The sequence below is a fragment of the Terrimonas ginsenosidimutans genome, from assembly GCF_022012415.1.
In the GTDB taxonomy this organism is placed as follows: domain Bacteria; phylum Bacteroidota; class Bacteroidia; order Chitinophagales; family Chitinophagaceae; genus Terrimonas_A; species Terrimonas_A ginsenosidimutans.
In genome coordinates this window covers 589,983-614,265 of sequence record NZ_JAKLTR010000001.1, presented here as the reverse complement: position 1 = coordinate 614,265, position 24,283 = coordinate 589,983, and the positions used below count along the sequence as shown (strand labels likewise).

22 protein-coding genes are annotated in these 24,283 nt (G+C 44.3%); 10 read left to right on the top strand and 12 right to left on the bottom strand.

The annotated features are described in order from the left end of the window. Positions 1–7: 7 nt before the first annotated feature. Both LZZ85_RS02575 and LZZ85_RS02570 read right to left on the bottom strand, forming a co-directional pair. The gene (locus LZZ85_RS02575; RefSeq protein ID WP_237868365.1) at positions 8–1,435 is read right to left on the bottom strand and encodes an MATE family efflux transporter; all 1,428 of its coding nucleotides are present in this window, start codon (positions 1,433–1,435) and stop codon (positions 8–10) included. Continuing rightward, positions 1,435–1,902 (bottom strand): Lrp/AsnC ligand binding domain-containing protein, encoded by a 468-nt coding sequence (locus LZZ85_RS02570; RefSeq protein WP_237868364.1) that lies wholly within the window; start codon positions 1,900–1,902, stop codon positions 1,435–1,437. Before LZZ85_RS02570 ends, LZZ85_RS02575 begins: the two co-directional genes overlap by 1 nt. A gap of 2,344 nt (positions 1,903–4,246) precedes the next feature. Here LZZ85_RS02570 and LZZ85_RS02565 point away from each other — a divergent pair. Then, the gene (locus tag LZZ85_RS02565; protein ID WP_237868363.1) at positions 4,247–5,176 is read left to right on the top strand and encodes a DUF3078 domain-containing protein; all 930 of its coding nucleotides are present in this window, start codon (positions 4,247–4,249) and stop codon (positions 5,174–5,176) included. A 95-nt stretch (positions 5,177–5,271) separates the two neighbouring features. On the opposite strand, the gene LZZ85_RS02560 is transcribed toward LZZ85_RS02565, so the two are convergent. Then, complete coding sequence (locus tag LZZ85_RS02560) at positions 5,272–5,871, bottom strand: energy transducer TonB (protein ID WP_237868362.1); 600 nt, start codon at positions 5,869–5,871, stop codon at positions 5,272–5,274. A 98-nt stretch (positions 5,872–5,969) separates the two neighbouring features. Between LZZ85_RS02560 and trmB the strand changes: the two genes are divergently transcribed. The 4 genes from trmB to LZZ85_RS02540 all read left to right on the top strand — a co-directional run bounded on the left by trmB (position 5,970) and on the right by LZZ85_RS02540 (position 7,906). Further along, positions 5,970–6,677 (top strand): tRNA (guanosine(46)-N7)-methyltransferase TrmB, encoded by a 708-nt coding sequence (gene trmB, locus LZZ85_RS02555; protein WP_237868361.1) that lies wholly within the window; start codon positions 5,970–5,972, stop codon positions 6,675–6,677. Continuing rightward, positions 6,661–6,873, top strand: a complete 213-nt coding sequence (locus LZZ85_RS02550) for a C1orf53 family protein (RefSeq protein ID WP_237868360.1) — start codon at positions 6,661–6,663, stop codon at positions 6,871–6,873. The genes trmB and LZZ85_RS02550 overlap by 17 nt, the downstream gene beginning before the upstream one ends. Before the next feature lie 42 nt (positions 6,874–6,915). Beyond that, positions 6,916–7,302 carry an MGMT family protein gene (locus tag LZZ85_RS02545; RefSeq protein ID WP_237868359.1) on the top strand — a complete coding sequence of 129 codons (387 nt, stop codon included), beginning with the start codon at positions 6,916–6,918 and terminating at the stop codon, positions 7,300–7,302. A gap of 238 nt (positions 7,303–7,540) precedes the next feature. After that, positions 7,541–7,906: a hypothetical protein gene (locus tag LZZ85_RS02540; protein WP_237868358.1), complete on the top strand. Its 366-nt coding sequence runs from the start codon at positions 7,541–7,543 to the stop codon at positions 7,904–7,906. 222 nt (positions 7,907–8,128) lie between these two features. Here the strand turns inward: LZZ85_RS02540 and LZZ85_RS02535 are convergent, their stop codons facing one another. Continuing rightward, positions 8,129–8,926 (bottom strand): hypothetical protein, encoded by a 798-nt coding sequence (locus tag LZZ85_RS02535; protein WP_237868357.1) that lies wholly within the window; start codon positions 8,924–8,926, stop codon positions 8,129–8,131. Between the two features lie 385 nt (positions 8,927–9,311). Here LZZ85_RS02535 and LZZ85_RS02530 point away from each other — a divergent pair, with 385 nt between their 5' ends. Beyond that, positions 9,312–9,746 carry a MauE/DoxX family redox-associated membrane protein gene (locus LZZ85_RS02530; protein ID WP_237868356.1) on the top strand — a complete coding sequence of 145 codons (435 nt, stop codon included), beginning with the start codon at positions 9,312–9,314 and terminating at the stop codon, positions 9,744–9,746. 57 nt (positions 9,747–9,803) lie between these two features. Next, a complete protein-coding gene (locus LZZ85_RS02525) occupies positions 9,804–10,133 on the top strand; it encodes a hypothetical protein (protein WP_237868355.1) in 330 nt (109 codons plus the stop codon). A 32-nt stretch (positions 10,134–10,165) separates the two neighbouring features. Here the strand turns inward: LZZ85_RS02525 and LZZ85_RS02520 are convergent, their stop codons facing one another. The 5 genes from LZZ85_RS02520 to LZZ85_RS02500 form a co-directional block, all read right to left on the bottom strand. Beyond that, on the bottom strand, positions 10,166–11,491 hold the full coding sequence (locus LZZ85_RS02520) for a TlpA family protein disulfide reductase (protein WP_237868354.1): 1,326 nt from the start codon (positions 11,489–11,491) through the stop codon (positions 10,166–10,168). A 1-nt stretch (position 11,492) separates the two neighbouring features. After that, positions 11,493–12,863 (bottom strand): RagB/SusD family nutrient uptake outer membrane protein, encoded by a 1,371-nt coding sequence (locus LZZ85_RS02515; protein ID WP_237868353.1) that lies wholly within the window; start codon positions 12,861–12,863, stop codon positions 11,493–11,495. Positions 12,864–12,871: 8 nt separating this feature from the next. Further along, the gene (locus tag LZZ85_RS02510; protein WP_237868352.1) at positions 12,872–16,138 is read right to left on the bottom strand and encodes a SusC/RagA family TonB-linked outer membrane protein; all 3,267 of its coding nucleotides are present in this window, start codon (positions 16,136–16,138) and stop codon (positions 12,872–12,874) included. A gap of 16 nt (positions 16,139–16,154) precedes the next feature. Next, the gene (locus LZZ85_RS02505) at positions 16,155–17,312 is read right to left on the bottom strand and encodes a FecR family protein (protein ID WP_237868351.1); all 1,158 of its coding nucleotides are present in this window, start codon (positions 17,310–17,312) and stop codon (positions 16,155–16,157) included. Between the two features lie 79 nt (positions 17,313–17,391). Continuing rightward, positions 17,392–17,952, bottom strand: a complete 561-nt coding sequence (locus LZZ85_RS02500; protein WP_237868350.1) for an RNA polymerase sigma-70 factor — start codon at positions 17,950–17,952, stop codon at positions 17,392–17,394. 194 nt (positions 17,953–18,146) lie between these two features. Between LZZ85_RS02500 and LZZ85_RS02495 the strand changes: the two genes are divergently transcribed. Further along, positions 18,147–18,479 carry a hypothetical protein gene (locus tag LZZ85_RS02495; protein WP_237868349.1) on the top strand — a complete coding sequence of 111 codons (333 nt, stop codon included), beginning with the start codon at positions 18,147–18,149 and terminating at the stop codon, positions 18,477–18,479. A 470-nt stretch (positions 18,480–18,949) separates the two neighbouring features. On the opposite strand, the gene LZZ85_RS02490 is transcribed toward LZZ85_RS02495, so the two are convergent. Next, the gene (locus tag LZZ85_RS02490; protein WP_237868348.1) at positions 18,950–19,666 is read right to left on the bottom strand and encodes a murein L,D-transpeptidase catalytic domain family protein; all 717 of its coding nucleotides are present in this window, start codon (positions 19,664–19,666) and stop codon (positions 18,950–18,952) included. 299 nt (positions 19,667–19,965) lie between these two features. Beyond that, a complete protein-coding gene (locus LZZ85_RS02485; RefSeq protein ID WP_237868347.1) occupies positions 19,966–21,387 on the bottom strand; it encodes an MATE family efflux transporter in 1,422 nt (473 codons plus the stop codon). A 208-nt stretch (positions 21,388–21,595) separates the two neighbouring features. Between LZZ85_RS02485 and LZZ85_RS02480 the strand changes: the two genes are divergently transcribed. Both LZZ85_RS02480 and LZZ85_RS02475 read left to right on the top strand, forming a co-directional pair. Next, positions 21,596–21,814 carry a hypothetical protein gene (locus LZZ85_RS02480; RefSeq protein WP_237868346.1) on the top strand — a complete coding sequence of 73 codons (219 nt, stop codon included), beginning with the start codon at positions 21,596–21,598 and terminating at the stop codon, positions 21,812–21,814. A gap of 763 nt (positions 21,815–22,577) precedes the next feature. Continuing rightward, positions 22,578–23,954 (top strand): PAS domain-containing sensor histidine kinase, encoded by a 1,377-nt coding sequence (locus tag LZZ85_RS02475; protein ID WP_237868345.1) that lies wholly within the window; start codon positions 22,578–22,580, stop codon positions 23,952–23,954. Between the two features lie 64 nt (positions 23,955–24,018). Here LZZ85_RS02475 and LZZ85_RS02470 read toward each other — a convergent pair whose 3' ends face one another. After that, complete coding sequence (locus LZZ85_RS02470; protein ID WP_237868344.1) at positions 24,019–24,264, bottom strand: hypothetical protein; 246 nt, start codon at positions 24,262–24,264, stop codon at positions 24,019–24,021. Positions 24,265–24,283: the final 19 nt, after the last annotated feature.

Genomic DNA, 24,283 nt, shown 5'->3' with positions numbered 1-24,283 from the left:
GATTTTTTTACCGGATGATCCATCTGCGCACATTGATCATGCCGGTAAAAAGCATGATCAGCAATGTTAGAGCCCCTGCAACTCCGATCAGTAGAAATTGGTTAACAGACCAGGTCACTCCCATGTACAGGACCACGCCCAAAACTATGGCGGTAAAAATATAAACTAAAACAGAACGAAAATGGACCTTGAGGGCCAATTTTTGGCAGGCGAAGTACATTACGACTACAGACCCTATACCCTGGCTGCAAATTGCGGACAAACAGCACCCGATCGCGCCGTATTTTGGGATCAGCAGCACATTCAGGACAATGTTCAGCGCGGCAGCGATTGAAACGATCAGACAAAAAAGCCTGATATGGCCTGTTGCTGTTAATACTGTTCCATAGATATGCGTGATTGAATAACCGATCAATGCCGGAAGGCACCACCGTAATACATCCACCGCCTGGTCATTGCTGTGATGATAAAGAATTGCCTGGATCCAGTCACCCATGAAATAAGCGATCAGCGCAATGCCGGTCGCTAACATTACAAGGAAATGTCTTCCGGACAAAATGACTTCGTCAATATCTTCTTTGGTGCTCCATCGTTTAACGATGAACGGAAGCAGAAAAGACGAGGTAAGCATTCCGACCATATTTGCTGCATCAAGCAGCCGGTAAGCACCAGCATACAATCCGGTCTCATAAGCGCCATTCGTACTCATCCGTTCGAGAAGGAATGCGTCAATCCGTGCATGAACGGACATCAGCAAAAACACCAGGGCGAACGGAAATGCCTGGCGAAATATCTTCATCGATGGAAATCCGGAAAGCCGTAAATAATGTAATAAGCCTTTTTGCCAAAGGCATATTAGTGCGATCAATACAGCTATGGCCAGACAGGCCGCCTGTAACCATGCAAACATTTCAATTGTAAGCAAACCCTGGAAGGATGGGATATACAGCAAGATACCGGCGATGAGCAACATCAGCGACTTATCAATGATCGAAAGCCATGCATCCGTATTGAAGAACTGTTTTGCTGTTATAACAGCACGGAGAAAAAGAAGAAGCGAATAAAATACCTGGATCAGTATCACATAGAGCACAATGTCCCAATGCTGAACATCTGTGATCCATGCGGCGATTGATACGATTATCGCATAGGTCAGGCTGAACAAAAGCTTCGCCAGGAGAAGGGAGCTGGAAGCAGAAGTGTCTGCCGAAGATTGCATCGCCAGCCGGCGATTAAGATATGTCGTAAGCCCCCAATCCAGCAAAAAGGCAAAGACAACAGATAGGTTGAATAGTGAAAAGTAAATGCCATACTGCTCTACACCAACCCGGTTTTGAACCTGCCGGTCAATACCAAAGATCCATGCAGGCTTGATCACGACATTCAGTACGATCATCCATACAAGAGAAGAGTAGAAACTGGCGCGAACCTTCATCAGCTCGCAACTTTTACGTTACGGTTGAAGCTTTCTTCGAGTGAAATGAATGTTTCAGTACGCTCAATTCCTTTGATCTTCTGCAGCTGATCATGCAATACATAGCGTAACTGGGAGATGTCTTTACAAACGATCTCGGCAAACATGCTATAGTTTCCGGTAGTGTAATTCAGCCTTACTATCTCTGGAATTTTCTGCAGTTCTTTTGCGACAGCATCATACAGCGAACTTTCCTTCAGATAAATGCCAATAAAGGCGATTACATCATAGCCCAATAGTTTTAGGTCTGCAGAGAGTTTAGTACCTTTAACTACTTTCGCTTCCTGGAGTTTTTTGATACGAACATGTATCGTTCCGCCTGAAACAAATAGCTTTTTGCCCAGGTCGGCATAAGATATTTCAGCATTCTCCATCATGTGATGAATGATGTCCAGATCAAGTTTGTCAAGATTCAATTTGGCACTCATTTTTGAAGTCTATTTTTGATACTTTAAGGTTATATCATCAAATATTTGAAATTTATCTATATTTTCAAAATATTTCTTGAAAAACTTTGAACCAAATAGCCATTTCCCTTAATTTTGTTCTATCAAGTTCTTTAAAAAGCGTTGCTGCTTTTGCTGAAGCTACGGCGGATAAATCCGCCGACAGACAGTGGAGGTTGAATAGTTTTTAAAGCGCTTATTATACTGTGGGGTGATGAAATTTTTGGCAGACATGCCCTCTCGTCTCGAGGGTGGAGATCACAGGACAAACATAGCATAGAGCCGACCGTCAGGCCGACCAGGATTGACCACTAACTCTTTGTGCTAAGGCTAACTGCTCCGTGGAGGTTCGACTCCTCCCCCTACAGCGAGCCCGGTTCATTCCGGGTCTTATTTTTCTCATGTGATTGTGATTGTTTGCCTGTCCTCCTTTGCGGACGGGCCTTTTTTTAATACATCCCTGAGAGAAACAGACTAAAGATTTTTATTTGGTTTTAGTTACGTGTTTGCCGGTCTTTCCAGACTGGCAATTTTTTTTGCTTTGCTTGCCCGACCGTCTAACGGATCAGGAACAAAGGTTGGGGGATGGGAGGGATCATTTTGAAAAGTTGGGGGTGGTCTGCAAAATGGCTTGGGTTAAAATGTTCCGGATGAGCATCGCTCGCATAAACTCTGGCGGCCCTTCCACCGTAGCGAAGCGGAGGAGGGAACTATGCCAGTCGTTCAAAAGATCTATCGCCCTCAGCGTGTCAGCTTGTCACCATTTTTCACTGCCTAAGATCACGTCAAATTTTGGACGGCCAAAGGACGACCAAGAGACGAACTAACGACGACTAACAACCATTTCAAAAACACGTGGAATTTGACCCTGAATGATTATCATCAGTCAACACATCAGCTGGCTTCGCGTGCCAGAATGTCGTATCTAAGGAGCATATATCGCTTCAAGGCGTACTCACGTTTTTTGTGCCCCATCAGACTGCTATCGCTTAAAAACTTGTAAGTGGACAAGTGATAATGCAAAACCTTAAACTTTTAAACTATTAAACATTTAAACAACCATCCCACAACTTCTACGCTTGATCCGAAGGAAGGGGTAAAAGTTCAGTGATTCCAGAGCTTCCTTATGTTTCAGAGGTTCCAGAGGTTGATATCCGCGAAAGGTTTAGTAAGTCCCGGGGTTCTATGCCTCCCCGGGGAGCGGGCTAATATGCACGTCGCGCGCTACGAGCCATTCGTCCGCCGCACGCGCTGATTCATCGCCGCGCGCGCAGGTCAGAAATGGGTATACGACAGCAACCGCATTGCTACGTTTGACTGTCGTCGCCCATTTTTCAATTGTATCATTCCACAATTCCTATCTCATTCTTCCTTTTTTTGATCATAGATGCAATAAAAAAAACGCACCGCCCTTTTCAGGACTGCCCTCCTCCACCAGTCCTGAAAATGACGGTGACTAAGAAATTTCTCTGCTGTAAATATCGCTTTATACAAAAGCGAATCCATGGGAAAAACACAGGATCTCCCGGGAAAATAACGGACGTATTATGATGAATAAACGATCAGTAACACATGCTGAAGAACTCGTCCCCCAATTTATTACCAATGTCGTTTAGTCAAGGATTTTCCCGAAAGTTTACTTGATGGTCGATGACCGTTGGCCGAAATACAAAGACCTGTTACGTGAATATCTATTGTTTAGCAGCAATGGCTTCAATCTCAATGCGGCGCTCGACCATCGACCATCGAGCTAGTGTAGAAGGATTTCTTAACTGAACGGCATTGAATTTTTTAATCCTGATCGTGCTAAACGGCAATCATGCTTAAAACATGGGATGATTGTGCTATCAAAACGAGCTGATTGAATTATAGTGAGGTCATTTGTTTCCCGCGACCAAACAATTATACCCTTGGCAGGGTATGGACTTCCGTTATTTATCATCGTAAATTGTATAACACACATGAGAGGCTTTATTCCTGGCGCGGACGAAGCCGCAAGATTGGTAGACATCACTACAGAAGTCTGAGCCCGCTAATTACACATTATATACCTGAACAGAGCCCGGGGCACAAACGGAAAGCTATTTGATCCGTAACCTAATACACCCGGCTAAGACTATTTATTGGTAGCATCAGAGATTCTTCCCGATCGAATTTTATAATTTGACCGGGAAGGCCTGTTTTATAGAACCACTGCCAGAACAATTCTCTCACTTTTTTTACACGCCTGAACACCTGCATCACAGGCTAATATCCTTCTACATATGTTACCCTGAATACCGATAGATTTATCCCTCAACCCTTATTTTTGCGCAAAATCAGTTTTATGAAAAGGATACTTGCACTTTTGACGATCTGTAGTATTACAACAGCTACTCTTGCCCAGGATGGAACGATCAAAGCATTAAAAGCTGACTCAGAAAGAACTATTGCAAAAGATGCCGCAGACACAACACAAAAAAGATGGAAAAAAGGCGGAAGCGCTGGTCTTAATATCTCACAGGGCTCATTGAGCAACTGGGCTGCGGGTGGCGACGATTTCTCGCTGGCAATTAATACCGTTGTGAACCTTTATGGATTCTACAAAAATGGAAAACACAGCTGGGACAATACACTCGATTTCAACTTTGGTTATGTAAACACCACCAGCCTGGGATCTCGCAAGAACGATGACAGGATCGATATCGTTTCCAAGTATGGTTATGCATTGGGTTCAAAATGGAATATCTCAGGACTGTTCAACTTCCGTTCACAGTTATTTGACGGCTATACCTATGCCAATGATACGCGCACATTTGCCTCAACCATTCTATCTCCGGCTTACGTGTTGGTGAGCCCAGGTTTTGATTATAAACCAGCTCCTTCATTCTCATTTTTTATATCTCCCGTTACTTCACGCTGGACAATCGTGCTGGATGATACTTTATCGTCGCGTGGCGACTATGGCGTTGATCCGGGCAAACACTCACGGAACGAAATCGGAGCATTTGCTTCTGCGAACTATATCAAAGACTTTAACAAGATCCTGAGCTATAAAGGGCGCCTCGATCTTTTTTCAAACTATAAATCAAAAGCAAAGAATGTAGACGTATTCTTTACAAACGTGCTTAATGTAAAACTTACCCGCATACTTTCTCTGACATACAGTCTCGACATGATCTATGATGACGATGTCCGCTTATTCGGACCGGCTAAAGAAGGAGCGAGAACGCAGCTTAAGTCAGTAGTAGGCGCTGGTTTTCTGGTGAAATTTTAAACGACATCGCATTCTTAAATAAATGAAGCCCGGCTAACACCGGGCCTCATTCTTTCTACACATCCTCAACTCTTATATCGAAGAGTTTATCAGGGTTAGGATTCAAGTTGATACGTAATAGGAAGCGTTCTCCAGGTTTTCACGGCTTTGCCTTTCACCTTACCGGGAGTCCATTTAGGCATGTTGGAAACTACTTTGATCGCTTCTTCCTCCAGGCCATATCCCAACTTATTTCCAACAGTAGACACATTGGTCACTTTGCCATTCTCATCAACAGCAAACTGAACCTGAACGGTACCTTCTATTGTATTGTCAATCGCATTCTGTGGGTATTCAATGTTATCCTGGATATAACTTTCGATGTTTGGATATCCCCCTGCATACGTAGGCGCTACTTCTGCACGGGTATAGATCCCCATCTTATCTTTTTCAATTTTCACTTTTTCATCTTCAGCTGCCATCGCAGCAGCAGATGCACGGCCTTTCTTTTTAGCGGCTACGGTTGTACTGCCTGAAGGCGTTGTAGCACCGGAACCAGTCGCTTTATCCATTGAATCCTTTGCGGCTGATTCACTATTAGCCGTTGTGGAATTATTTGCCGATTCATCTGAGTTATTACAGGCAACCATTAAAAGGGAAAATCCGAATACGGTGGCCATTCCCTGAACCGCTGTTCTTAATTGATTGATTTTCATACATCTGATTTTATTAAACAATCGATTTTGCTTATGATAATAGTTCAAACCCAATGCCGGATGCGAATGGATTTTCAAAACCGTAACTTTGCAGCCTCATGGGACAAAAAAAGTTAGTTCGCTTTGAAGAGTTAAAAGGTTTCCCCAATGTGCTGCAATACCCGGAAGGAATGGCCGGCAAATGGGATAGCTTTTTCAATAACAAAAATGGCATCACGCTGGAGCTTGCGTGTGGTAAAGGAGAGTATGCGGTAGGGCTTGGATTGCTTTATCCATCAAGAAATTTTATAGGCGTTGACCTTAAAGGTAACCGGATATGGGTTGGCGCGAAGAAAGCATTGCAACATCAACTCACAAATATTGGCTTCCTCCGAACTCATATTGATAAGATCGGTGAGTACTTTGCACCGGGTGAAGTACAGGAGATCTGGATCACATTCCCTGATCCGCAACTTCGCTGGTCAAAAACGAAAAAGCGCCTGACACACCCGAAGTTCCTTCGGTTATATCAACAGGTATTGATTCCCGGCGGTAAAATACACCTGAAAACAGACAGTCCTGAGCTTTACCAGTTCACGAAACTTGTCATAGAAATGTTCGGCTGCACTTTGCATGCGGATTATGACAACGTGTATAAGCAGCCGGAATTATCAGAAGATCTTAAGATCAAAACACATTACGAATCGCTCGATATCGCACAAAGCAACCGTATTCACTATCTCAGCTTTTCTCTTCCTGCCATTTTACCGGGGAAAGATAAAGATGAGGAATTGAAGCAAATCCTGAAAGATGCAACAGTGGATTGAAGGTGAACATTATTATAAAAATGAGCAGGGGCTTTTTGTCCTGACCGAGAAGTTCCACCTGGCCCGGGGATACTGTTGCGGCAACGGCTGCAAACACTGCCCATTCGACTACGAAAATGTATTCGAACCGAAGAAGTCAGCGTTGCTAAAGAAAAGAGCGGAAGAACAGAACACTGGAACGAAGAAAGATAGCTAGTGTCTTCCCCGAACGCACTCATTCGACCCTTCAATTATATCTATGGCCACTAAAAAGAAAGTTGCAGGAAAATTAAAACCCGTCAAGCCTTCAGGCAAACGGGATGAAAACTTCTTCGAACTGGTGTATGAAGTGGCCCGGCAGATCCCAAAAGGAAAAGTCACTTCTTATGGTGCCATTGCCGCTTGTCTTGGAACAAAGCTTTCGGCAAGAATGGTTGGCTGGGCCATGAACGGTGCAGGGAAAGTAAAACCTCCTATACCTGCACACCGTGTGGTGAACAGGCTTGGAATGTTAAGTGGTGCCGCTCATTTTGGTGGCAATAAGATGGAGCTTTTGCTAAAGAAGGAAGGAATAAATGTCAGAGAGAATAAGGTCGTGGATCTCGAAAAACATTTTTGGGATCCGGTAGAAGAGCTGGGGTTTTGAATCGGCTCTCCGCACATTGCTTTATCAGCCTTTATTAAAAGTAGTATACAAGTAATCGACTCCGCCTGCCGACAGCCTTACCCGCGCTTTACAACCGGCATCATCTTGACCTAATTGGTAAGAAAAGTATAAAATAAATCCTGCCATTTTTAATCCGTTTGAAATTCGATATTTTAGCTCTGGTGTCAAAAGATCGGTGTAAGGGTATTATTAATTCTTAACCATATAAATTCCCGGTATGAAGATCATTTACACACTGCTGATCATGGCGGTCGCCAGCGTTGCGATCAGTTCATTTACCACTAAAAACTACATCTATTATTTCTGTGATTCCAGGACAATGAATTCCTCCGGAAAAAAGGTTGTCAGAATTTCCCCTCTCTATGCCATTCCCGCGTCGGACACGGCTGGCTGGCAACCGGCTCATGAATGGGCAAATTGGGTGAATCAGGAAGCTGGAGAAACAAAGGTCACAAGCGACTTCAATTATTACTTCTCAAAGGCAGATGCGAAAAAGCAATTAAACAATGCGGTGAAGCGCTATTCGGATACATCGAAGTATGTTCTGAAGAGGGTCGACTTCAGGTTAGCATCGAAAAAATAAAACCAGGGCGATCTGACAAAGACTTTCATACCGTCCTTACACATTCCGGTAAGATAAACCCGTAAGGACGGTACGAAAGTTAAGAAACGAGCTTCCCAAACGGCCCCGGCACACAGGTTCCACACACACTTCATATGGCAATTGGCCCTTTACGGTTTGGATAATGATCCGTTGTTGACGTAACTATTGTTATTCACAGGAATGTCTTATTGGGATCTGCACTCAATAGCAGCCATGCTTCTTATCATCGCTCGTAAAATACTTGCTGATCAGATCATGTAAAGTTGGATCATACGCTTTCAATTCCGCTCTTGTATTGATCTGGTTATGCACACCATCCGCCGGGATCGCTTCCAGGTTGCTGTTGAACCAGCATTGCACACCTTCTGACCAGTACTCGCGGACATCAGCCCTGGCATACGTATTTGCCCAAAGATTTTTGGACACAGCGTTATTAAATGCAGCCTGTAATTGCGCGTCAAAGCCGGGCGTAGTAAACCGGATCCCCAACTCATGGATAGCATGTGCAAATTCATGCGTAAGGATCTCTTCTCCTTTATACCTGTCACTTGTTCCTTTGCAAAGCATATTCTCTTCGCAGTTTGTTGTAAGCGGACGATCTACTGTTGCACCATATGCACGGGCTCGATTATTCCAGTCCGTTCCCGGAAACGCAGTATACAGATCGCTGTATTCTGGCATATCTGTCGGCTTTTCATTGATCCCGATGATCCCAACCCGCAGTTTATTCTGGATCATTTTCTGTTTCTCAGATGGGATCTTACTGACCATGCTGTTGATAATATCTCTCGCCCTGATCAATGCTTCATCCGCCACCTGTGCCGAGCTAACAACAGGAATACCACCCGCATCAAGGTATTTTTTGTAAAAACTATTCAGCCCGAGTGAGGAGGGTGGTGTAGTAACGCCTGTCTTTGCTGGTTCTTCGATCTTTTTATCAGACTTGCTGCAGCTGCTCAGTATTAACAGACCGAGCACTGCGATGATAGCATATTTCATGGTTTTGTGTTTGTCCGGTAAAAATCGGGGAACAGAAAACAGCGGGAAATACCAAATATTGAGTAGGAGCGCCGCCGCCCTCATCACAGCCTCAACTGAAAGAAATCTCTCCCATTCATAGACATAAAGTGCCTGCTGATCTGCGTCCCTGTGGGTTGATCAGCGTAGATCTGCGGGAATCTATTCTGGCGATTTCTTAAGTTGACTTAAAGAAGAGGCATGCCCGGCGCTCAGCTTACTTGCGATGCGTGATCTACTTACATTCAGCTAAGCCCAAACCCTTAAAATGTCCTGAACGGAATACTATTACTCCCGATTGAAAAACTTTTACTCCCGATTGATAAATCCTGTTGGCGGGATTATGCTTCACCTTTGTTTTATGCAAATGAAAACAAGATCTGTCATAATAGAGATCCTCGCGGCGCTGCTCCTGCTGTTGTTTCTCTACACCGCTGTATCGAAGATCAATGAGCACGAACGGTTTGTAATGGTGCTGGCAAAATCACCATTGCTGAAGCAGGTAGCATTGCCGGTGTCCTGGGCAGTGCCGGTGATCGAGATTGCGGTGAGCGTGTTGCTATTCAATCCTGCATGGCGGCTTTCCGGTTTCAGGTTGTCATTTGCATTAATGCTCCTGTTCACATTGTATATCGGGTACATGATCCTGTTCACACCGCACCTGCCATGTTCATGTGGCGGTGTGATCAGGAAGATGAGCTGGGTTCAGCATTTGTTCTTCAATGTATTCTTCATGGCCATTTCATGGTGGGGGATACGACTGGAAAAGAAAAAACTTGTTGTTGCAATAACGCAGGCATAGCCGAACACCTGTATAAAAAAGTAGGCAATCAATTATCAGGAATTAAATTAAACAATTATGAAAAAGTATTTTTTGAGCATTTGCGTGGTGATGGTTGCGCTGAGTTTGAGTGCGTTTACGGGGGATTACAAAAAGCCCGTCAAAACAAGTGATCCTGGCGACATGCATTGGTTCACGGCTCCTTACAACTCATCTGATTTTGAATCAACGACTCAAACTGCTGAAGCACGCACTTTGCAGAATGAGTGCATTGAATTACTTACGGAGGTCGAATGCGAAAGAGCATACAGGGATGACCAGTTGGTAATTCCTGGACAGCCAAGTTCCGGTGTCAAGACAAGTGAGAAAAACAGCCCGATCGACATCATCTATGTCGAAGAGCAGTAAAGGAGATAAAGCAATGGCTTATGGCCATTGCTTTACTTTTTATCTTTGATCACAAGTACATTGACGAGGCGATCTTCTTCAACTATGATCAGGTCGTACTTTGCCAGTTCCTCATTTGCATTTGAAAATCTGGTCTTCTGAAACTTGTCGAAAACCGACATATCCACTTCCATACTCACGTTTCCTTTTATGCCGCTGTCATCAACAAACGGCTTCTGCACAACACGAGCATCAAAATATAACTTTAGGATATCAACAAACTCCGAAAACGGTTGATCCTTCAACAAAAATAGTTTTCTATCTTCTTTAATCCCTGACGAGCTCTGTTGAACATCACGATTCACAGATGAAATGCTTTTCTTGTTTTTTCTTTTTAAAACATAACACGGAACAACACGTTTTTCCCTTGAAAGAATAATATTGAAATAGTCTGCAACCTTGTTAACGAATATTTTTCTGAGATCTGGTGCTTGTTGAGAATTTACAAGCATATCTATGCAATACAAATTCTTCTTTCTCCAGATATCGAACTCGGTTATATCGACAGGTCTTTGAAATTCTTTTTTACGCGTTGACTCTATTATAAACGCACTTTTCTTATAGGGCTCTCTGTCACGGCTCAACGTAACGCTTATTATCTCCGCGACCGATCCGTTATATTGGCATATCCTGTTTGGTATTGAAGATCCACCGATCATATCCAGTTTTACGCCACCAAAACCCTTCAACTCTCCAGTAACCATAAAATAAGATTGCAATTGGTTTCGGTTGGAAGAATCAAGTAATTCAAGTAAGGTCCCATTTCTGGGCAATCTTTTACTCCCTTCAACGCCTAATTGTACTATACCACTGTCAATCAAAAGTTCGAATGTCTTTTCTGTAACGTAGTTAAGTTCGGGAAACCCCTTGACATTTCTATTCTCATCCAACAACACAAAAAAAGGAATAGCTTCGTGAGGAAAGAAGCTACTTAACTGTTGATCGTCTGTAATGTATGGAACGTCAGGCTTAATTATTTTTTTCTTCTTCTGAAAAAACTTTGTCGTTGAGTCCAATGATTGCCTGTTTACCAAAATCACCTGAAGGTCATTGTCAAACTTCTTTTGTATCCTCTCTATTTTGGCAAAGTTCCCAATACAGCTCGCACATCCAGTTCCCCAAAAATCCAGGAGCACCCATTTTTTCTTTATGTCTGATAACTTAAAGAGCGATGACGTGTAGTTATACATTTGATCACTCGAAAACTCCGGGACCTTTTGCCCGGCTTTATAAGGCTGGGCCAAGCAATCCTCACTACTAGTTAGAAAGACCAGGAATATTGCTAAATTTTTAAAAATCGAAATAAGACAGTTTTTCATACTAGTAACCTGGGTTTTGGTGCAAAAAAGGGTTTCTATCTATATCTGCTTGCGGGATCGGATACAACGCATCTGATGGAGACCAGCCTGGTTTCATAGGGGCCAGCACCACGTCTGCAAGTCCAAGGCGTTTGAGATCAAACCACCGATGACCTTTTTCCACCATTAACTCTACTCGACGCTCCTGGATAACGGCCCTCAGTAGTTCATCACGGTCTGAAATGCCTATCTCAACAAGGCCGGCACGCTTTCTTATCAAATTGAGATCATTAAGTGCTCCTGAAATATTATTTTGATTCAAACGCGCCTCGGCCCGGATAAGCAGTTGCTCAGCAAGACGCATGACAACATTTGCTTCGGTGATAGCGGTGCCGCTTTTTACCCGGTACTTAAATGGGTAATAAAACACATCTGGTCCTATAGCTTTGCTTCTAATCCACTCTATCCTGCGTTTATCTCCCGATTCAAATGCAGCTATTAAGGCCGGGCTTAACGCAAACGAAGGCCTGGCAGAGGCTGTGGCGAGCGGTATCAACATAAAACCATCTCCGCTATTTTGTGAAATGGCTGTAGGATATAATTGAAAGATTGTTTCCCTGCTCGGCAAAAGAAATGTCTTGCTAAGGTCATTCTCCAATGAGTACAAAGCTTGCTGATCTATAACACTGGTTGATGTTTCCTCCGCCAGCCGGTAGTCTTTATTATACAAATAAACCCGGGCAAGTATAGACGCCGCCGCAAAACGATTGATACGAGTCCGGTTTGACCTGGGATAAGTTTCTGGAAGTATTGTGACTGCCTCTCTCAGGTCTTCAATGATCTGCCGATAAATTTCCCGGCTATCGGTTCTGGGATGTATGCTATTTTTTTCGAAACTCGTAGATAGCTCCAACGGTATATCTCCATACAGGTTCGTGAGATAGAAATAAAACAGAGCCCGAATGGAAAGAGCTTCACCTCGTAATCTCGTCTTTACTCCGACAGATATTCCTTTCGCATTTTCCAGGCCCTCAAGTATTGCATTTGAATGAAAAACATTTGTATATCCCCACTTCCAAAGACCATTGTAAACCTGAGCACTTTCATTTGGTAAAAGGGCGTTCTTATAAAACTGATCACTTGTTGTATTTGCAGATGTATTAAACAGTTCATCTGCAGATAACCCGGGATAAATTGTTAATGCCCCATTAAGAAAAATAGGAGGGCTGACCATCATCTGTGCGTATAGCCCGTTTATAGATGCTTCAGCTGTCGAATCATCTGTGAATATCACACCTGTTGACACCTGACCTTGCGGAAAGGGTATGTCAAGATACTTTTTGCATGAAGATGCAGCTACTGCTAACAGCAGTACTAAATATGTAAATTTCATATGCTGGTTTAAAAGGTGACCTGAATGCCGCCTGTGAATGTTTTCATCAAAGGCAGCGTACCGTATAAAGCCTGATTTTCGGGATCTGAGCCTAGAAAGGAGGTAAACGTCAGCAAGTTTTGTCCCTGAAGGAAAAGCCTGCACTGGCTTGCTTTTATCTTAGCCAGCCAGGCCCTTGGAAAACTATAACTCAATGAGAGATTCTTTAATCTCCAAAATGAAGCATCCCCATAAACACCACTGGAAGAATTGAGAGTTGATAAGATCTTATATGCATCTGAACTGAAATCGGACGAAAATTTCTGAACATCCGTAATATCTCCAGGCTTCTGCCATCTATTTAAAACGTAAGCCGGTTGGTTTAAAACATCTCCTGGAATTACAGCACCATATGCTCTGAAGTTTCTACCGGTTTGTCTTACAAACATAAAAAAAACATCGAGCTGAAATTCTCTATATGCAAGTTGTTGACTTATTCCCCCTGTATATTTCGGTACGAGGCTTCCAAGGTATTTCCTATCCAGCGAATTGAAAAGTCCATCCAGGTTAACATCTGTAAAATGATATACACCTGTTTGTGGGTTTACTCCCAGAAACTCAAAACTCTTTATCAACCTCAAAGGCCTTCCTACTTCGAGCTGGGAAGCATAGCTTGTATTTTCAATTCCTGGAAATTCAACCAGTTTATTATCAGGGAAGCTGATATTACTATTGACCGACCATCTGAGTTCTGGTGTTTGATAAATAGTTGCTGTGAAAGAAATTTCAACTCCTGTATTCTGAACTACCGCCGGAAAATTCTTGATTGTTGATGCAAATCCCGTTTGAGACGAAATATTATAGTTGATAAGTTGATTGTCGCTTCTATTTCGGAAATAAGCGGCAGAGAGCAGCAGCCTGTCTTTAAAAAATCCAAGTTCTAAGGCGATTTCAGCTTTTTTATTTATTTCCCAATTGTAGTCAGGATTATACAGACGAGTTGGTCTCAATGCGAGGCTTCCCTGAAATCCACCAGAGATTGGCGACCATGTATCCAAAAATTGGTAATTACCAATCTGATCATTTCCAGTTGTTCCATAGCTGGCACGCAGCTTACCAAAGCTTAAGCCTGGTATTATGCCAGGATCAAGGTCTTTACTAAAAACCCACGCAGCACCGACCGCGCCGAAATTTGCATATCGGTTCCCAGGGCCAAACCGTGTACTCCCATCTCTGCGGCCAGATAAATTAAGCAAGTACTTATCTGACACGTTGAAGTTTATACGTGCAAAGCCTGCAAGATACCTATACTCGGAAACGGAATTATTAGCTGTAACAGAACTTGCTGAGCGTACATCTTTTATCAATGCATCTGATGCGAAACCAGCACCCGTCATAAATAAACCGGTACTGGTCATCGTCTGTACAGTCATACCTCCTAAAAATGTCAGTTTTAAATTGCCTGCTTTTTTTATCCATTCCACTTGAGGTTCTATACTCCATGAATTGATTCGCTGGTCAGATAGTTGTGTGGATCCCGCAATGGGGCTGCCCGGAGCGAATGCCCTCTTGGGTATTATATCTTGTTCACCAATGTCGATGCTGTTATAGCCCGCCAACGCGCGTAACGACAAATCTCCGATCAGTCGGTATGATATCACGGTATTAGCGAGCAGTGTGCTTGTTACCGAACGATACTCCCGATAGAGGTATGCCATTGGGTTTTCAAACATCACACCCTGATCAAACCAATTCAACTCGCCCGTTGCAGTATACAACGCCGGAAGATTCGGCTGTAGTGATGTGTAATTTGGTAAACTCGAATTGACAAGATTATTTATATCCGCAGAGTAACCCGTATTTAATAGCAGCTTAAACCTGTTATCCGCTGATGTGTGATTAAAATTGAAATGAACAGAAGATCGATGCTGAAACATATCTCCGGGAAAAGGGGTTGTTTCCCGGTGGTATGCCGTACGAAGTATAAACTGGTTGAACTGATTGCCGCCTGAAACAGCCAGCTGTATATCATTCACACGTGGAGTATGCCCCATCAGTACCTTATTAAGATCAGTATACCGGGTCGTATCCCAAAGAACGATCTCCGGCGCATTGATCGCATCCATCACTATCCCATCATTCGCGAAAGCCTCTTTCCGCATCATAACATATTGCTGCGTATTGAGCATTGGCATAACACGGGTCAGCTTGCTGAAGCCGCTGAAGGCATTCACCGTTACCTGCGTTTTCCCTGCCTTTCCCTTTTTTGTCGTGATCAACACAACCCCATTTGCACCACGGCTTCCGTAGATAGAAGTAGCATCGGCGTCTTTCAGGATCTCGATGCTTTCGATATCACCGGGATTGATCGAGTTGAATGGGCTCAATCCTCCCGGATTAACAGCAGTACCCCTGCCTGCAACGGAACTGATCTGATTCACAATATTATTATTCGGCCCAAACGGAATCCCATCGATCACAAACAACGGATCAGAGCCCTGTGTGATCGAGTTCTGCCCCCGGATCTCGATCTTTACATGCGCTCCGGGTACACCGCTCGATTGCGTAACGATCACTCCTGGTACCCGCCCATGAAGTGCCGCCAATGGATTGCTCACCGGCTGGCGCTGTATCTCTTCAGCACTCACCTTCCCAATGCTGCCGGTATTCAGGCGGCGCGTTGTTTCACCATAAGCCATTACCAATACCTGGTCAAGCTCGTTGACCTTCGGCTTCAACGTGATCGTCATAAAAGTTTCGTTCCCGACTTTGATCTCCATTGGCTCCAGCTCTGCACCAGTGATCAGCAGAGTGGCGTTTGGAGAAAGGTCACGGAGAGAGAATGCACCATTATTATCGCTCGATGTGATACTTGCAGTGCCTTTAACCTGCACAGTTGCCCCGGCAATTGCATTGCCGGCTTCATTTATCAGTTTTCCCTTGAAAGAAGATACGACCGGTGTGGTATCTTTTACTGCAACTATCGCGCGTATAATGATGTAGGAGCCATCAACCAGGTAGCTAACGGGCTGATCCCGGAAAAGCGCTGGCAGAATGCGGTCAAGCTGTTCACCTTTTACGGAAATGGTTACCGGCTTCGCACGCATCAGGGTTTCTCTTGTATAAACAAAAGAGACATCCACCTGAGACTCGATCTCTTTGAACACCTTTTCCATTTTTTCCTGAGTAACCGAGAGTGTAATTCCCTGTCCGGGGTGCCCTGATGCTGATACCTGCACATAGGAGAATAGCAGGCATGCAAACGCCAGTGCACGCAGTATTGTGTGCAGTTGCATAAAGAAATAGTTTTGATTATTTAAGTACCGTTACACGGTTTCCTTCGAGACGGAGCCGGATGTCATTCGTGCTTTCAAGGTGCCGCAGTAGTGTGGGGAGTGTGATATTACGGTGAAAGGTGCCGTTTAAGTGTCTATCGACCGTATCTTCTATAATAACTGTTACGTCAAACCAGCGTTCGAGGCTTTGCTTGAATTCCTCGTTGCTGGCATCATCAAGCTGAAACTTATTGTTTGTCCAGGCAGCCGGATCCTCATCCTCCGTTTTTACCAACTGCCATTTACCTGATGGTGTGATCTTTAAGCATTCATTTCTCCGGAGATCTTCTGTTCTGCCGTTTCCAGATACTTTCACAGATCCTTCAGTAAGCGCTATACTAACCGGAGTTCCCGGATATGCTTTGATATTGAACGCCGTTCCTGTTGCCTGCACCTTTACACCATTCACCATTACGATGAATGGTTTGGCTGCATCCTTCGCCACTTCAAAGTAAGATTCACCGGTCACATTCACTTCTCGTGTTGAACCGTTGAAAGAAGCCGGATAACTTATAGCGGATGCATCATTCAACCAGACCTTTGTTCCATCCGCCAGCGTGATCTTTGCTGATATTTTCCGCGGAACAATGAGTGCGTGCTGACCAGGCGCTGCGTCCTTTTGATATTCAAGCACACCATTATGAATGCGGATCCCGTTTGCAATCGTAGTGTCCTTACTTCTTAAAAGAATTTCGGGCCCATCATTATTTGTCCTCAGTACCGGGTACTCTTCATCCGATAATTGGGTGATGATCTCCGGAGGTTTCGATGGCAGGCCCGATGACCTCAAAAAATAAAGGGTCATTCCGGCAGTGATCAGTACAGCTGCTGCAGCAGCATACTTCCACCATTTGATGCGTGGCGATCGCTGTTCGAATTCAATACGCTTTTTCGTTTCTTCCAACCGGCTTTCAACATTCAGGGAAGAATACCAGCGAAGAAATCCGGCCATCGTCTTCTCATCAGTTAGTTCTTCAAAGAGTCGTTGATTGCGTTCGCTGGACGTGATCCATTGATCCAGCTCTTCTTCTTCTTCAATATTCAGATCATAATGGAAATAGCCGGCCAGCAGGTATGCAATACGCTCCTGTTTCCTGAAGGCCTCGAAATCCATATATGAACTTTCGGTTTTCATACTGTTAAGGTAGTATTTCGTTCCCTATAAGTAACACAACAAAATGAACAGAAACCGGTATCGGCATGGGAAATATTTTTTAACAGAAAAAGAAACTTTTCAGATTCCGCAGCAAACGCAAGGCCGTTTTACGCTGATGCTGGACAGTGTCTGGACTTTTTTGCAGAAGACGGCCAATCTCTCCTGAGCTTTTCCCTTCGAAATAATACAGGCGGACCACTTCCCGCATTTTATCCGGCAATTGATCTATCCGGTCATTTAATTCACGGATCGACTCGGCCCTGATCATGTCTGTATCTATGGAAGGCTCGGTATGCTCTTTCTCAAGGTCCAGGAATTGCTGTTGCTTTTTATCCCGGACATTCTGCTGGCGCAGATAATTGATACAGTCATTTTTCACGGCGGTATACAAATAAGGCTTTAGCTCAGACACGTCTTTCAATACGTGTCGACGGTTCCATACTCTGATAAAACACTCCTGCACGATATCCTGTGCGTAGAGATCCTGGCCAATTATGGAATGGGCAAAGAAAGACAGTGCACGGAAATGTTCACGAAACAATTGGTTGAATACTGTTTCGTTTCCATCCCATACATCCTGTACAGATAAAGATCCTATATCGCCACGCTTCAACGGCAATGTCAAAATGATTATGAATGAAGAATAGATTATCAGATCCGCCCGCAGCAGGCGAATAGCATTGTCCCTTATTTCGTTCCGGGCTAAAGTGTAGTCCAGTTGTTCAACTGATGTTATTAAAGATAAGGATTTCCGCGAACTGGTATTCGTACGAACGTCAAAAAGAAATTCGAATGGATCGACTTTGAGCGTTGATGAACGATCACCAGAAATTAATTATCCGCCACAGGCTTGGTATTGCAGTCCAAAAGCTCGTGTTGCAGAATATGCAGGATGCTTCAGGCGAGACTGTTGACAGTCTTCGCCAGCTTGGTGTTAGCGCAGACATAGAATATTATATCGTTCAGAAAATTTCTTCCGGGAAAAAAGATCCGCAGTTTACAACGTTGGTTTCTATTGCAGCTGGATTCAATATTCCTGTATCTGATCTCGCCGCGATGTTTCAAACGATCACCGATGAGGAAGCGCTCATGCAGATCGAAAAGCAGAAACGGGATGCGAAGAAGAAGGCTGCAAAGAAAAAATGATGCGGGATAGACGCAAATTACCATGAAGGAGCCTGCATGACCCTGAGAGATGGCTGAACGTAGTGGCGGCTATCCTGGTGACAGGCTCCCCCTAACTGACCGGTTGGATATGACACCGACTAAAAGGCCTTGAAAATAATGGGTGAAGGGCTTAAATTCTGTTGTGACCAGTGTTGAAATGCAGGCGTTCGGCTATTTCTCCCCGGATCCTCCTCATTGCCTCCCCTAATCCTCCCCGAATCTTCCTCTGTTCGTCCCCGAAAACCGGGGAAACAAGGATTATGCTTCGGGAAGGCAAAGAGGGGGCCTCTACCAATTAACAGCCACAGCTTGCATCCAAATGTGGCACTCTGCCATCGGACATCGGTCATCTGCTATCGATATTCTCAGGGGATCTATAAACCAAATAAAAAAGCCCAACCATGATAGGTTAGGGCTGTTGTTTGTCCATCCTTGTTGTCTGAGTCCAATCAGTCGTTCAATATCTTCGATGTAGATAAATACTTTTTCGAGGGATGATAGATGAAAATGCAATGACCATCTTTCATCGTATTAATGATCTCTGCGCTTTCCTGCTGAGGTACCGCAGGGCATCCAAAGCTGCGGCCTTTCTTCTGACTGCCAATATAGTTCGCACCATGCACTACGATCGCACGCGCATACGCCTTATCATTAACACCTCTTTCCACTCCATTCACACGAAGGGATAAACCATGCTCTCCATAATAAGTCTGCCTGGTTACATAAAAACCAAGGCTGCTTTGCAATGAACCATTCCTGTTTGAAAATGCACGGGCATACTCACCGCCGGAATTTTTCCCATGAGCGACATATGTATTCTTCACTAATTCCTGGTTCTCCATATCTATGATATACATACGCTTTCTTGCAGATGATTGGCTGAAGTCGCAAATCATAAGATATCCTTCCTTGCGGATCAATCTTTTTTCGAGCATATTCTCATACCCTTTACAGGCATATGTAAATGCTTCTTCAGAAAGTCCCATGGCGCGTAAGTCCATCGATACGTAAAGTGAATGAATTTTTGCACTGGCTGCAGAACTCCCCGCGTTGAGAACGACGGTTGGTTTTTCAGTGCTTTTGTCGGCGTTCGCAGCAGGCTTCCATGATAATGAAAGGGCTGCAAGGCACAGACAATAGAGGGTTGTTGTCAGTGTGTTTTTCAATTCGATACGGATTTCGTGTTATTAAACGCGGTCATGGCTAAAATAGTATGACTAACACTCTAAAGCAAGAAAGAAAGTTTGGTTTTTATTCTTATTTCGCATATATACGCATGCATAAAAGAAAAAATACAACAGTCTTTGAGTATATATTACTGTTGATTCTGCACGAGTTGAATTTTAGAAAGAAATACCATGCCTGTTGAAGGTCTTTTTTCTGCTAAATGATAAAAAAGCAACGGGCGCAACAAACTGTCGCACCCGTTACACTATATTATATATATAGATTCGGAGGATCTGGATCATACCGTAACTTTCTTCCATCTTCCTTTCCGGAATAAGATAAATGAAGTGATCGTGATCAGTGTTTCTGCTACAGGTACCGCAACAAATACACCGGTAGGGCCCCATTCAAAATATTTCGCCAGCAGGTAGGCAAATGGTATTTGAAAAAGCCAGAATCCGAAAAGGTTTACCCAGGTCGGCGTCCAGGTATCTCCCGCTCCATTAAATGCATTGATCAGCACCATTCCGATCCCATAGAAGATGTATCCTGCCGTGATAATATGCACCGCTTTTACCGCCTGCGCACGAACCTGCAGATCTGGCGTAAAGAAAGACACGAACCAATCACCCAATGCAAAAAACAGGACCGTCACCACAGCCATGAATATTACATTGTACTTCATGGTCTTTAAAACCGCCGCTTCTGCACGATCGGCTTGTTTGGCCCCAAGGTTTTGTCCAACCAGTGTAGCTGCGGCATTGCTCATACCCCATGCTGGCAATATAAAGAACATCATCAGGCGCAGCGCTGTCTGGTATCCCGCGGATGCGTTCTCGCCGCCGGTGGTTGCCACCAGGTTGGCCAGGAATATCCAGCTGCATGATGCGATCAGAAACTGGAAGATAGCCGGTGTCGCTATTTTGATCAGCGACCGGATCACTGTCAAGTCAACTTTCCAGTGCTTTGAAGAGATCTGAAGGCCGTTCTTTTTTCCAAACAGGTAGTATAACTGGTAACATACCCCTATGCCGCGGCCAATGGTCGTGGCAATCGCCGCGCCGTTCAACCCCATGGCGGGAATAGGACCAAATCCGCGTATCAGCAGCGGGCAGAGAATAATGTTACAGATATTTGCCACCATCAGGCTCTTCATCGCGATAGCCGCATTACCTGCTCCCCGAAAGATCCCATTGATCAGAAATAGTAAGACGATCACAAGACTCCCGCCCATCATGATCCGCACAAAGGTTGTTCCCTTCTCTGCCGTTTCCGCGGAAGCTCCCATTAAAAGAAGAATATCTGTAGCGAAAATAAATCCAGCTACGCTGACCAGCAGAGATACCCCAAATGCGATCACTAAAGACTGCATGGCCGCGTGACCAGCTGCTGCAGGATTTTTTTCACCCACCCTGCGGGCTACTGTTGCTGTTGCAGCCATACTCATACCCACTGCCAGTGAATAGATGATGGTCAGCACAGATTCAGTCAGGCCAACGGTTTGTATCGCATGGCTGCTGTCTTCTAAATGGCCAACGAAGTAAAGATCTACCAATGCAAAAACAGATTCCATGATCATTTCGATCATCATGGGGATCGCCAGCATGAACACGGCTTTACGCAAACTGCCGCTTGTATAATCCATCTCTTCACCGCGGATGGCGCGTACTATAAAATCAAAGGCACTCTTTGCCTTCGAAGAATTGACTACTTGAGACATTTATAAATAGTTTGAATAGAAATTATTCCTCACGCCGCAGGCGGATGTATATCGTGAAGCCAGTATTTTCAGGTTCTGTTACAATGGGGGCGAACCTTAACAGATGATCATATGCATTGCTTGAAGGACCACAAAGATAGTAGCTTGCCACACCCCAACAAAACTTCCCGGACGAAACTGGATAAACGGCCGATGAGATCGATGGCGGATGACCGATTGTAGAAAGATCCTGCGTAATTCTCTCCCTGACAGGCAAGCGTTGCTTGACGAATGCCTAAGCTGCGGCTCATCCGCCATCTTCGGATCAGGTGCAAAAGATGCGGAGATGAGTTCTTCAGCTTATGTTACCGTTCGTTTATTCACGGCGATACTTCCGTTATTTTCCCGCGAGATCCTGTGTTTTTCTCATGGATTCCCTTTTGCCTAAAGCGATCTTTACAACAGAGAAATTTCTTAGTCACCGTCATTTTCAGGACTGGTGGAGGAGGGCAGTCCTGAAAAGGGCGGTGCGTTTTTTTATTGCATCTATGATCAAAAAACAGAAGAATGAGATAGGAATTGTGGAATGATACAATTGAAAAAGTGGGCGACGACGGTCAAACGCAGCAATGCGGTTGCCGTCGTATGCCCATTTCTGGCCTGCGCGCGCGGCTATGAATGAATCAGCGCGCGCGGCAGTAAATGGATCGTATCGCGCAACCGGTATCTCATCCCCCCGGGAACGCATAAAACCCCGGGACTTACCAAACCCTTTTGCGAAATATCAACCTATGTAACCTTTGAAACCCATGAAACCTTTAAACTTTTAAACTCTTAAACTTCCCACCCCCCTCCTCTACCCGCAACCGTGTATTCAATTAATGTCACTAAGAGTTTATTCTTAAAATCAAAAATAAGTGGCGATTATTTTGATGAAATGCAGTGGATCACTTGCTTAAGGGATTTTTTTTATCTTTCTTAGTGCTAACCTTATCCGCTGTAAACAACGGGCCAATGCCCATCGCTTCACAGCATCCTGTCATGGCAGGTATTGATCGATAATATCGACCCAATAATTCCCTGCCAGCCACCCTGAGGATGCAACGCTGTAAAGCGAGCATTCAACCAACCATCAAGGTGCGGAAAATTCAATGGCTGCCAGTTACGGCTGAACGCCACGAGAACGTATTACAATCACTGTCCAATATCGTATGCCGCATCCACTTAGCCTGGCCTGGGTCATAGACGAACAAACAAACCTCGTTTCTGCCAGCGAATCTTTTTTCAAGCACTTTAACCTGAATGCCGGAGCATGTATCGGTAGACGGGTCACATCGTTTATTCCTCCAACCTTTCTCCGTGCCGTATTTCAAAAACACGTTCAGGCCGCCGAAACCCGGACTTACGTAAGTCTGACCAAACAGGTTCAGTCGGTAAACGGAAACTCGTTCAATTTCCAGATCAATATATTCCCGCTTAATTGTCCCCACACCGGAAAACTTTTATTAGCGGGTCAGGCCGTTAACGTACCCGAACAATCCGCACTGGAGAAAGAACTCAGAGTTGCAAAAGAGCGCATTGTTTACCTCACCCGTGCAACGTCTGATGCGATCTGGGAATGGGATATGCAAACCGGCCAGATCTTCCGGAATGAAACGCTGATGGAAATGATCGGATATCAGTGGGACAATTCGAAAGGCTTGTCATGGTGGCTTCGTCGTATCCATCCGGAAGACCGCGACAGAGTTTCCGATAAAGTAAGGGACGCGACCGATCACTACCGTAAATCATGGGAAGACGAATACCGTTTCAAATGCGCTGACGGCTCCTATAAACATGTACAGGATAAAGGATTTGTTGTGTATGAAAACGGACTGCCGGTTAAGATGATCGGTTCTCTCCAGGATATTTCACCCCTGAAGCAATTGCAAAACGAACTGGCCGATGAACGCCTCCAACGCCAGAAAGAAATTGCCGAAACCGTGATCAGGGCACAGGAAAAAGAAAAAACACGTATCGGTCATGAATTGCATGATAACGTAAATCAGATCCTTCTTACCGCAAAATTGTTCATTGATAAAATACAGGTTTGCCGCGATGGTCAGCAGGAATTCAAAGAAAAAGGATTTGATTATATCTCACTGGCCATTGAAGAGATCCGAAAGCTTTCCAAAGAACTGGTGGCCCCTCAATTAAAAGAAGAAAGTCTTACCGGCAATATCCAAACGATGATCAGGGATATACAACTCGCCGGCGATATGAAAATTCAATTCCGGTATAACGGAGAGATAGAAACGCTCTCCGCCGGAAAAAAGATCACGATCTTCCGTATCGTACAGGAACAACTGAAAAATATTCTGAAACACAGTCAGGCTTCACTAACCCAGATCACACTTTGTAACAGCGATAATGATGTGCGGCTTGTCATCCAGGATAATGGAAACGGATTTGATCCCCGCCAGACATACCAGGGGATCGGCTTTTCAAACATCCGTGAGCGATCTGAATTCTATAGCGGCACTGTTGAAGTAGCCGCCGCACCGGGTGAGGGCTGCACACTCTCTGTTTCATTTCCCTGTGTTGACTGAACCAGGCCATCGCCATAACCGGACTTCCGGAATATTTTCATGCTTGGATGGGGTCAATTATCCCCTAAGAGTATTTTCTTAAATTATATTCTCTTGCAATTTTTAAGTGTGAAACTTCTTCACAAACCTCTTTTTCGTTTACTTTCATTACTGAAATGACAGGTAACTGAAAGATTGAAAAGCCGTTAGCGATCTTGGTCGTTGACCGCATCCAATTCTTTTCGGAAAAAAATACAGCGTTAAAACCGAAGGTTGCCTCAGGTTGTTGGCAGGTGCTATGCGTTAAAATCAAACGATACTGTTGTAACATTAAACAGGTTTGAATCAAA

Coding starts and splice junctions, on each gene's coding strand:
- LZZ85_RS02575 (WP_237868365.1), bottom strand. CDS start 1,435: ATGAAGGTTCGCGCCAGTTTCTACTCTTCTCTTGTATGGATGATCGTA.
- LZZ85_RS02570 (WP_237868364.1), bottom strand. CDS start 1,902: ATGAGTGCCAAATTGAATCTTGACAAACTTGATCTGGACATCATTCAT.
- LZZ85_RS02565 (WP_237868363.1), top strand. CDS start 4,247: ATGAAAAGGATACTTGCACTTTTGACGATCTGTAGTATTACAACAGCT.
- LZZ85_RS02560 (WP_237868362.1), bottom strand. CDS start 5,871: ATGAAAATCAATCAATTAAGAACAGCGGTTCAGGGAATGGCCACCGTA.
- trmB (WP_237868361.1), top strand. CDS start 5,970: ATGGGACAAAAAAAGTTAGTTCGCTTTGAAGAGTTAAAAGGTTTCCCC.
- LZZ85_RS02550 (WP_237868360.1), top strand. CDS start 6,661: ATGCAACAGTGGATTGAAGGTGAACATTATTATAAAAATGAGCAGGGG.
- LZZ85_RS02545 (WP_237868359.1), top strand. CDS start 6,916: ATGGCCACTAAAAAGAAAGTTGCAGGAAAATTAAAACCCGTCAAGCCT.
- LZZ85_RS02540 (WP_237868358.1), top strand. CDS start 7,541: ATGAAGATCATTTACACACTGCTGATCATGGCGGTCGCCAGCGTTGCG.
- LZZ85_RS02535 (WP_237868357.1), bottom strand. CDS start 8,926: ATGAAATATGCTATCATCGCAGTGCTCGGTCTGTTAATACTGAGCAGC.
- LZZ85_RS02530 (WP_237868356.1), top strand. CDS start 9,312: ATGAAAACAAGATCTGTCATAATAGAGATCCTCGCGGCGCTGCTCCTG.
- LZZ85_RS02525 (WP_237868355.1), top strand. CDS start 9,804: ATGAAAAAGTATTTTTTGAGCATTTGCGTGGTGATGGTTGCGCTGAGT.
- LZZ85_RS02520 (WP_237868354.1), bottom strand. CDS start 11,491: ATGAAAAACTGTCTTATTTCGATTTTTAAAAATTTAGCAATATTCCTG.
- LZZ85_RS02515 (WP_237868353.1), bottom strand. CDS start 12,863: ATGAAATTTACATATTTAGTACTGCTGTTAGCAGTAGCTGCATCTTCA.
- LZZ85_RS02510 (WP_237868352.1), bottom strand. CDS start 16,138: ATGCAACTGCACACAATACTGCGTGCACTGGCGTTTGCATGCCTGCTA.
- LZZ85_RS02505 (WP_237868351.1), bottom strand. CDS start 17,312: ATGAAAACCGAAAGTTCATATATGGATTTCGAGGCCTTCAGGAAACAG.
- LZZ85_RS02495 (WP_237868349.1), top strand. CDS start 18,147: ATGAACGATCACCAGAAATTAATTATCCGCCACAGGCTTGGTATTGCA.
- LZZ85_RS02485 (WP_237868347.1), bottom strand. CDS start 21,387: ATGTCTCAAGTAGTCAATTCTTCGAAGGCAAAGAGTGCCTTTGATTTT.
- LZZ85_RS02480 (WP_237868346.1), top strand. CDS start 21,596: ATGACCGATTGTAGAAAGATCCTGCGTAATTCTCTCCCTGACAGGCAA.
- LZZ85_RS02475 (WP_237868345.1), top strand. CDS start 22,578: ATGCCGCATCCACTTAGCCTGGCCTGGGTCATAGACGAACAAACAAAC.
- LZZ85_RS02470 (WP_237868344.1), bottom strand. CDS start 24,264: ATGTTACAACAGTATCGTTTGATTTTAACGCATAGCACCTGCCAACAA.